We start from the raw sequence: 7,401 nt of genomic DNA, 5'->3' as shown, positions 1-7,401 counted from the left end.
CATCGGCCCCGGGCCGACGCTCAAGTCCATCCATCAAAGCGACAAGGACTTTGAACGCGAAGCCCGCGCGACCCTGCTGCAGAAAGCAACCTCTCCGGAAGAGGTCGCCGCCGCGGCCGTCTATCTGCTAAGCGCCCCAAGCGTCACCGGCCAGATGATCTGCGTCGATTCCGGCCAGCATCTGAACTGGAAAACTTTGGACATGTTCGACCTGTAGTGGGTTCAAAAGTCCCTCGCCAAGCGCACTTTTTTCGGCATATATAGTCATACAATTAAAGATTCAGGCAACTACAGACACAGGGACACCGCCACATGACCACTTCCCGCCGCACCGCCCTCGCCGGCCTGACCGGAATAGCTCTGGCCGCAACCGCCGGCACAGCCACGGCCGCCACAGATGTCAAAAAGGCCCTGAAGCCGTGGGCGATCAATCTCGACACCTGGTTCCGCGAACTCCCTTTCCTCGAACGTTTCGCCCCCGCGGCCAAAGCGGGCTTCACGACCGTCGAGTTCTGGCCGGTCAACCGCGACGGCGTCGATGCCGTCAAAGTCCGCGCTCTGCTGGACCAGCACGGCCTGAAGGTCTCGCAGTTCGCCCCGTCAGCTCCGGCCTTTTCCGACCCGGCCAAGCACGCGGAACTGGCCGACATGATCAAGCAGGCCATTGTCGACTGCAATACCCTGGGCTGCAAGGCGATCACCCTGGTCGGCCACGCGGTGGTCCCCAACCTGTCGCGCGAAGCCATGGTCAGCGGCTATACCGCCGGCCTGATGCGGATCGCGCCGCTGTTGGAGGCCGCCGGCGTCATGGCCCTCGTCGAGCCGTTCAACACGGTCAACCACCCCAACCACCTGCTCAACGGCTCGCGCCCTGCGGTCTCGATCTGCCGCGCCGTCAACTCGCCCATGGTCAAGCTGCAATGGGATTTCTACCACATGCAGTTGGAAGAAGGCGACCTGATCGAGAAGTTCCAGGCTGGCATCGACCAGGTCGGCTATGTCCAGTTGGGCGACGTCCCCGGCCGCCATCAGCCCGGCACCGGCGAGGTCAATCATGTCAATCTGCTCAAAGCCATTCGTGCGGCCGGCTATACGGGCGTCTTCGGGCTGGAGTACATGCCGCTCGACCAGGACAATGATCGCGCCTTCAAAGACGCAGCAACCTTGTCGATCGCAGCGGGCCTCGCCTGATGACAACGGCGGCGACCAACCCAAAGGTCGATGCCTATATCGCCCGGGAAAAGGCCTGGAAGGACGAGGTCATAAAGCTTCGAGCGGTAGCACTGGCCTGCGACCTGACCGAAGACTTCAAATGGGGCCATCCCTGCTACACGTTGGATGGTCAGAACATCGTGCTGATCCATGGCTTCAAGGACTATTGCGCCTATCTGTTTTTCAAGGGTGCGCTGATCAGTGATCCGGATGGCGTGCTGGTGCAACAGACGGAAAACGTGCAGTCGGCGCGCCAGATCCGCTTTACCAGCGCGGCCCAGGTCGACGGCATGGACAATCTGCTGAAGGCCTATATCCACAGCGCCATCGGGATCGAAAAATCCGGCCTGAAGGTCGACTTCAAGCCAACCTCGCAGTTCTCAATGCCCGATGAGTTCCAACTTCGCCTGGATGAAGACCCGGCCCTAAAGACGGCGTTCGAAGCCCTGACGCCGGGCCGCCAACGCGGTTATCTGCTGCACTTTTCCTCGGCGAAGCAAACCAAGACTCGCGAGGCCCGCATCGACAAAGCCATGCCGCAAATCCTCGCCGGCAAAGGCCTGGACGACTAAACTTACTTACCTCTCCCCGCTCGCGGGGAGAGGACGAGAGCCGAGCGAAGCGTGGGCGATCAGAGCGGGCCTGCGAGGCTGAGGGGCCTTCCGAAAACGATATAAAACTGTGGAGCGAGACATGCTCAGATCGTTCATCGCCGCCCTCGATGAGACAGTATCCTCGCGCCCCATCCTCCCGCCGGAAAAACTGGCCCTGTTCAGACCCTTTTTCGGCCGCGGCGAATAAACCTAGACCATCATCTAGGTTTATCGTATAGTCTTGCATGCCAACGGTTCTGACCATCCGGAACATCCGTGTCGCTATCTATACGAACGACCATCCGCCACCGCATGTTCATGCCTTGAAGGGTAATCAGGCCGAGGCTCGGTTCAAACTGAACTGTCCGGAAGGACCGGTCGAACTTTGGGATCACGAGGGCTTCCGGCTTTCGGAACTCAATGAAATCAGTGCCGCTATCACCGATCATCTCGGAGACATCTGCCGCAAATGGAGGGAGATTCATGGCTGAATTCAAACCGATTACAACCGCCGAATTTGAGCGTAAGAAGCGACCTGCGCAAACGGCTTTTCGGGCCGAGAGCGCCAGATACGACGCCCGCACGGGCAAGATTCTGGTGCACCTGACGAACGGCATCTCGGCCGCCTTCCCCCTTCAGATCATCAAGGGTCTGGAAACCGCCACACCAGACACGTTGAAGAAGATTGAGGTGCAGGGGCGAGGCTTCGGACTGCATGTGCCCATGCTCGATGCCGACATTTCGGTTTCCCGATTGTTTGCGGACTTTCTGGGGTCCACCACGATGATCCGAGCTGAACAAAGAGGGCTGGCAAGCCGTAAGAATGGCGTCAAGGGTGGCCGGCCGAGGACAGCGGCCCAAGACCCGGCCTAATCGTTACCGCCGCCGCTTGGTGGTACCAAACATGCCGCGCATCAACTGCCCAACAATCGCGATCCCGACCGAGCGGATGATCGGCACGGCCACCTGTTTCACCGTCTTCAAGGTGTCCGCGGTCGCCTTGGCCTTGGCCTTCTCCTCGGCCAGGCGCTGACGTTCCTCTTCCTTCGCGGCCTGCACAGCCGCTTTCGCCGCCGCCTTTTCCTCTGTCGAAGGCGGAGGCGGCGGTGCATCGGCAGCCGCCTTGGCCGCACGCGCCGACAGCATCTCATAGGCCGACTCGCGATCCCTTTCGGTATCGTACATGCCACCGACAGGTGATGCCGCCACAATGGCCGCCCGCTCCTGTTCCGTAGCTGGCCCCATGCGCGACGCCGGCGGCCGGATCAGGGCGCGTTCGGTAATGGTCGGCCGGCCCTTTTCGTCCATGAGCGACACTAAAGCCTCACCCGTGCCCAATTGCTGCAAGACCTCCAGCGTGTCGAAGTCAGGGTTTACACGGAACGAGTCCGCCGCCGACTTCAGCCCCTTCTGTTCCGACGGCGTATAGGCGCGCAAAGCGTGCTGCACCCGGTTGCCCAACTGCCCCAGCACAGCATCGGGCACGTCAGCCGGGTTCTGGGTGATAAAATAGATGCCGACGCCCTTCGAGCGGATCAGGCGCACCACCTGTTCGATCTTCTCCAGCAGCGCCTTGGACGCCTGGTTGAAGAGCAGGTGAGCCTCGTCGAAGAAGAAGACCAGACGCGGCTTTTCCGGATCGCCGACCTCGGGCAGTTCCTCGAACAGCTCGGCCATCAGCCACAGCAGGAAGGTCGAATACAGCTTCGGATTTTGCATGAGCCGGTCCGACGCCAGGATATTAACGTAACCCTTGCCGTTGATGTTGGTCCGCATCAGGTCTTCCAGGCGCAGCGCCGGCTCGCCGAAGAACTTGGCCGCACCCTGGTTTTCCAGGGTCAGCAGGTTGCGCTGGATCGTGGCGACTGTGGTCGGCGAGACCTGGCCATAGGTGGCGCCGATCTCCTTGCTGTTCTCCGACAGGTAGCGCAGCATGGAGCGCAGGTCGTCGAGGTCCAGCAGTAGCAGGCCCTCCTTGTCGGCGACAGCAAAGGCTATGTTTAATACGCCTTCCTGGACATCATTCAGGTCAAGCAGCCGCGCCAGCAGCAGTGGTCCCATCTCGGAGATGGTGGCGCGGATCGGATGGCCTTTTTCGCCATACAGGTCCCAGAACACCACCGGCGCCGCGGCCGGGGTCAGATCAAGGTTCATGCCCTTGGCACGTTCCAGCAACTTTTCGTTGGGCGTGCCCGGCTGCGACAGGCCCGACAGATCGCCTTTGATGTCGGCGGCAAAGACCGGTACGCCAGCGTCGGAAAAGGCCTGGGCCAGGATCTGGAGCGTGATGGTTTTGCCGGTACCGGTCGCGCCGGCGATCAGGCCGTGGCGGTTGGCCCGGCCGTACAACAGGATTTGTGGGTTGGTACCCTGGCCGACAAAGGCCCCCGGCAGTTGAGACATGAGTCGCTCCTTTAAGACCTCCCCGTCTTAAAGGATCGGCGTACCCGGCGCCAGTCTTCGCGTCAGCCAGTCTTTCAACAGTCGTCGCATCGGCATTTCGAAATAGAGGAAGCTCAATCGCGCCAGCCCAAGGGCCGCGGCCATGAACAGCACCAGCACCAGGGGCGACGCAAATATCCCGGCGCGCGTCGCATAGGGCAGATGGGCCAGACCGATCATGACCATCAGTTGCAGCGGGAAGTGGATGAGATAGACGGAGTAGCTGACGTCGCCCACCCACGACCACGTTTCCAGCTTTTCAAGGTTGAGCCACTTGCCTTGCTGCAGCCCTAGCGCCAGCAGGGTCAAGGGCACAAGGACATAGACAAAGCTGTCAGTCGAAAACAGGATGGATTTCGAACCGACACCATGGCGCTCGATCCAGTCGCCGACGGCCCCCCAGATCAGGTCGTGCCCGACGACATAGGCCACCAGCCACAGCACCGGCACTACCCAGACCAACACCTTCTCCACCCGTTCCAGCCATATCGCCCGGGCATGGTCGCGCAGATACTGCACGGCATAGAAGATCAGTCCCCCTAAAAAGAAGTTCGGAATGCCGCGCGTAAAGTCCGGCGCCGGCTGCGGTTGCAGGTATTTGAACAGCAACCCCAGCACCACCACGGCGGCTATCATCACGGGCTTGTTCAGACGCAGGGCACACAAAGCAAAGAAGACGGCGTAGAGAAAGACCTCAACCGAGATCGACCACGACGGGCCGTTGAACGACATCTGCGCGCCGGGCAACCACTGGTGTACCATAAACAGGTTCAGCACGAACTGACCCGGCGAATTGTCCTGATAGATATAGGCCTGGCCGTACAGCGCGACAAACGCCCACTGGATGAGCGCGACTGCGACGAAAGTCAGAAAGAACAGCGGATAGAGCCGCGAAAACCGGGCGATGAAAAAGCTGCGCAATCCCACCCGCCGTTCCGACACGGCCTCGGCATACAGCCAGAAGAAGACATAGCCCGAGATCGAGAAGAACAGCTCGACGAAGAACTGGCCATAGACATAGACCGGCGCCAGCAAGGCATAGAGCGGCATGTTGGGATAGTCGAAATTGCCGGTGTCATCGATCAGGAAGTGCTTGTAGTGGAACAGAACCACCATGGAGGCCGCAATTCCGCGCAGGATGTCCAGTTCGAAAAACCGGGCCTCGGCGCTGCGGATGGTTTCCTGACTCAAGGTCGCGCCTTGCCTACTTTTGCCGGTCCACGCTGTAGAGCGCCAGGTTTTCCAACGCCGTACGCCACGGGCCGGGCTCGAAGAGGCTCAGCGAGGCGCGGGCCTTGTCGGCATAGGCGCGGGCCAGCGCTCGCGCCTGATCCAGGGCGCCGCTGGAGACCATAAGATCTTGAGCCATGGCAAAATCGCCGTCTTGCTGCTTGCGTTCACCGATGGTGCGCGCCCAGAAGGCGTCCTGCGTACCCTTGGTCGCCTGCATGGCCAGGATCAGCGGCAGGGTCGACTTGCCCTCGGCGAAATCGTCGCCGGCGTTCTTGCCCAGATCCGCGGCATCACCCTGATAGTCCAGCACATCGTCCTGGATCTGGAAGGCCAGGCCCAGGTTCAGGCCATAGCTGTACAGCGCTGTGATCTTGTCCTCCGACGCGCCGGCAGCAACCGCGCCGCTTTCGGAAGCCGCCGAGAACAGGGCGGCGGTCTTGGACGAGATGATCTCGATATAGTCGGCCTGGCTCAGGTTCAGGTCGAAGGCCTTCATCAGCTGCAGGACCTCGCCCTGGGTGATGACAGCCGAGGCCTTGGACAGAATGTCGAGCGCACGCAGCGAACCGGTTTCGACCATCAGCTCAAACGCACGAGCGAACAGAAAGTCACCGACCAGGACCGAGGACGGCGCCCCCCAGATCAGGTGCGCGGCCACCTTGCCCCGGCGCAGGGACGACGAGTCGACGACATCGTCGTGTAACAGGGTGGCGGTATGGATGAATTCGACGGCAGCCGACAGTTTGTGGTGATTGTCGTTACGCACCTCACACAGACGCGCCGCGGCGACGCACAGCAAGGGGCGAAGGCGCTTGCCGCCGGCGGCGATCAGGTGGTCGGCCAGGGCGGGGATGACGGCGACTTCGGACTGCATCCGGGCTGTGATCAGACTGTTGACCTTGACCATGTCGGCGGCGGTCAGGTTGACCAGGGCGGACACGTCGGGTTTGGCCACCGGCGGGCGTACAGTCTCGATATTGGCCGAATCCAAGGTGTTAACTCCTGACACAAACGGTAAAGGCCATAAACCGCCTTGACGGTGCAGGCAATGGCCCGCGATAGTAAACTTAAACCGCGCTGTCGAACGTGTTTGGCATATCTGCGGCGAAATTATCAGAAAACAATCTCTTATGGGAACCGAGACCGCTTCATCGACGGTTGATTGTGCCACAGAAGTCACGCCGACGCACCTGCTGAGCGGGCGCGTCAAAGTGATGCAGCCCGCCAAGGGCTACCGCATCGGCATGGATGGCGCCTTGCTGGCGGCGGCTTGCGCGGGATCGGCACCGCGCGGAAAAGCTTTGGAACTGGGCTGCGGCGCCGGCGGCGCGATCCTGTCGCTGAAAGCACGCTGCCCGGATCTGGCCCTGACTGGCATCGAGCGCGAACCGGTCTATGCCGGCCTGGCGCGGGAAAACGCCGCCCTGAACGGCAACGCCGAGGTCACCGTGATCGAAGGTGACATCGGCGCCGGCTTCAAAACCTTTGGCCTCGACCGCTTCGACCTGGTGTTCAGCAACCCGCCGTTCTTCGATGACCCGGACACTTTAAGAGCACCGCACGACGCTAAACGCCCGGCCTGGATCGCCGACGACGGTCTAGGCGCCTGGTTGGACTTCGCCCTGGCAGCGGTGAAGGACGGCGGCGACATCGTCTTCATTCACCGCGCCGACCGGTTGGCCGACATCCTGACGGGCCTGTCGTCGAAGGCCGGTTCCTTCCGGGTACGGCCCATTCAACCGTTTATCGAAAAGGAGGCCAAGAGGATACTTGTCTGGGGCAAACGCCTGGGCAAGGCGCCTTTACGATTGCTGCCGCCTTTGGTGCTGCACGACCGTGGCGACCGCAAACACACGCCTGAAGTCGACGCGATCCTGCGCGGCGCACAGGCTTTAGGATGGTAAGGCCCGTCAATCTTTAC

9 protein-coding genes are annotated in these 7,401 nt (G+C 61.2%); 6 read left to right on the top strand and 3 right to left on the bottom strand.

Translation table 11 applies throughout. From position 1 onward, the window contains the following. The 5 genes from ABI_RS08010 to ABI_RS07990 form a co-directional block, all read left to right on the top strand. On the top strand, nt 1-217 hold a 217-nt coding region (locus tag ABI_RS08010), incomplete at its 5' end, for an SDR family oxidoreductase (protein ID WP_040308701.1). Between the two features lie 95 nt (nt 218-312). Next, nucleotides 313-1,191: a hydroxypyruvate isomerase family protein gene (locus tag ABI_RS08005; RefSeq protein ID WP_006272405.1), complete on the top strand. Its 879-nt coding sequence runs from the start codon at nt 313-315 to the stop codon at nt 1,189-1,191. After that, nucleotides 1,191-1,784 carry a YdeI/OmpD-associated family protein gene (locus tag ABI_RS08000; protein ID WP_006272404.1) on the top strand — a complete coding sequence of 198 codons (594 nt, stop codon included), beginning with the start codon at nt 1,191-1,193 and terminating at the stop codon, nt 1,782-1,784. The genes ABI_RS08005 and ABI_RS08000 overlap by 1 nt, the downstream gene beginning before the upstream one ends. Before the next feature lie 266 nt (nt 1,785-2,050). Beyond that, on the top strand, nt 2,051-2,296 hold the full coding sequence (locus tag ABI_RS07995) for a DUF4160 domain-containing protein (protein WP_006272402.1): 246 nt from the start codon (nt 2,051-2,053) through the stop codon (nt 2,294-2,296). Next, nucleotides 2,289-2,678 carry a DUF2442 domain-containing protein gene (locus ABI_RS07990; protein ID WP_006272401.1) on the top strand — a complete coding sequence of 130 codons (390 nt, stop codon included), beginning with the start codon at nt 2,289-2,291 and terminating at the stop codon, nt 2,676-2,678. The genes ABI_RS07995 and ABI_RS07990 overlap by 8 nt, the downstream gene beginning before the upstream one ends. Nucleotides 2,679-2,681: 3 nt before the next feature. On the opposite strand, the gene ABI_RS07985 is transcribed toward ABI_RS07990, so the two are convergent. From ABI_RS07985 to ABI_RS07975, 3 genes are read right to left on the bottom strand one after another with little or no spacing between them, the layout of a single operon-like run. Beyond that, on the bottom strand, nt 2,682-4,208 hold the full coding sequence (locus tag ABI_RS07985) for a helicase HerA-like domain-containing protein (RefSeq protein ID WP_006272400.1): 1,527 nt from the start codon (nt 4,206-4,208) through the stop codon (nt 2,682-2,684). A 27-nt stretch (nt 4,209-4,235) separates the two neighbouring features. Beyond that, nucleotides 4,236-5,438 (bottom strand): acyltransferase family protein, encoded by a 1,203-nt coding sequence (locus ABI_RS07980; protein WP_006272399.1) that lies wholly within the window; start codon nt 5,436-5,438, stop codon nt 4,236-4,238. Between the two features lie 13 nt (nt 5,439-5,451). Then, nucleotides 5,452-6,471, bottom strand: coding sequence for a polyprenyl synthetase family protein (locus ABI_RS07975; protein ID WP_006272398.1), 1,020 nt, complete (start codon nt 6,469-6,471; stop codon nt 5,452-5,454). A 223-nt stretch (nt 6,472-6,694) separates the two neighbouring features. Between ABI_RS07975 and ABI_RS07970 the strand changes: the two genes are divergently transcribed. Then, nucleotides 6,695-7,384 (top strand): tRNA1(Val) (adenine(37)-N6)-methyltransferase, encoded by a 690-nt coding sequence (locus tag ABI_RS07970; protein WP_006272397.1) that lies wholly within the window; start codon nt 6,695-6,697, stop codon nt 7,382-7,384. The last annotated feature ends 17 nt before the right edge of the window (nt 7,385-7,401 follow it).

It is taken from the genome of Asticcacaulis biprosthecium C19 (genome assembly GCF_000204015.1).
In the GTDB taxonomy this organism is placed as follows: Bacteria; Pseudomonadota; Alphaproteobacteria; order Caulobacterales; family Caulobacteraceae; genus Asticcacaulis; species Asticcacaulis biprosthecius.
This window is presented reverse-complemented; position numbering and strand designations above follow the sequence as displayed.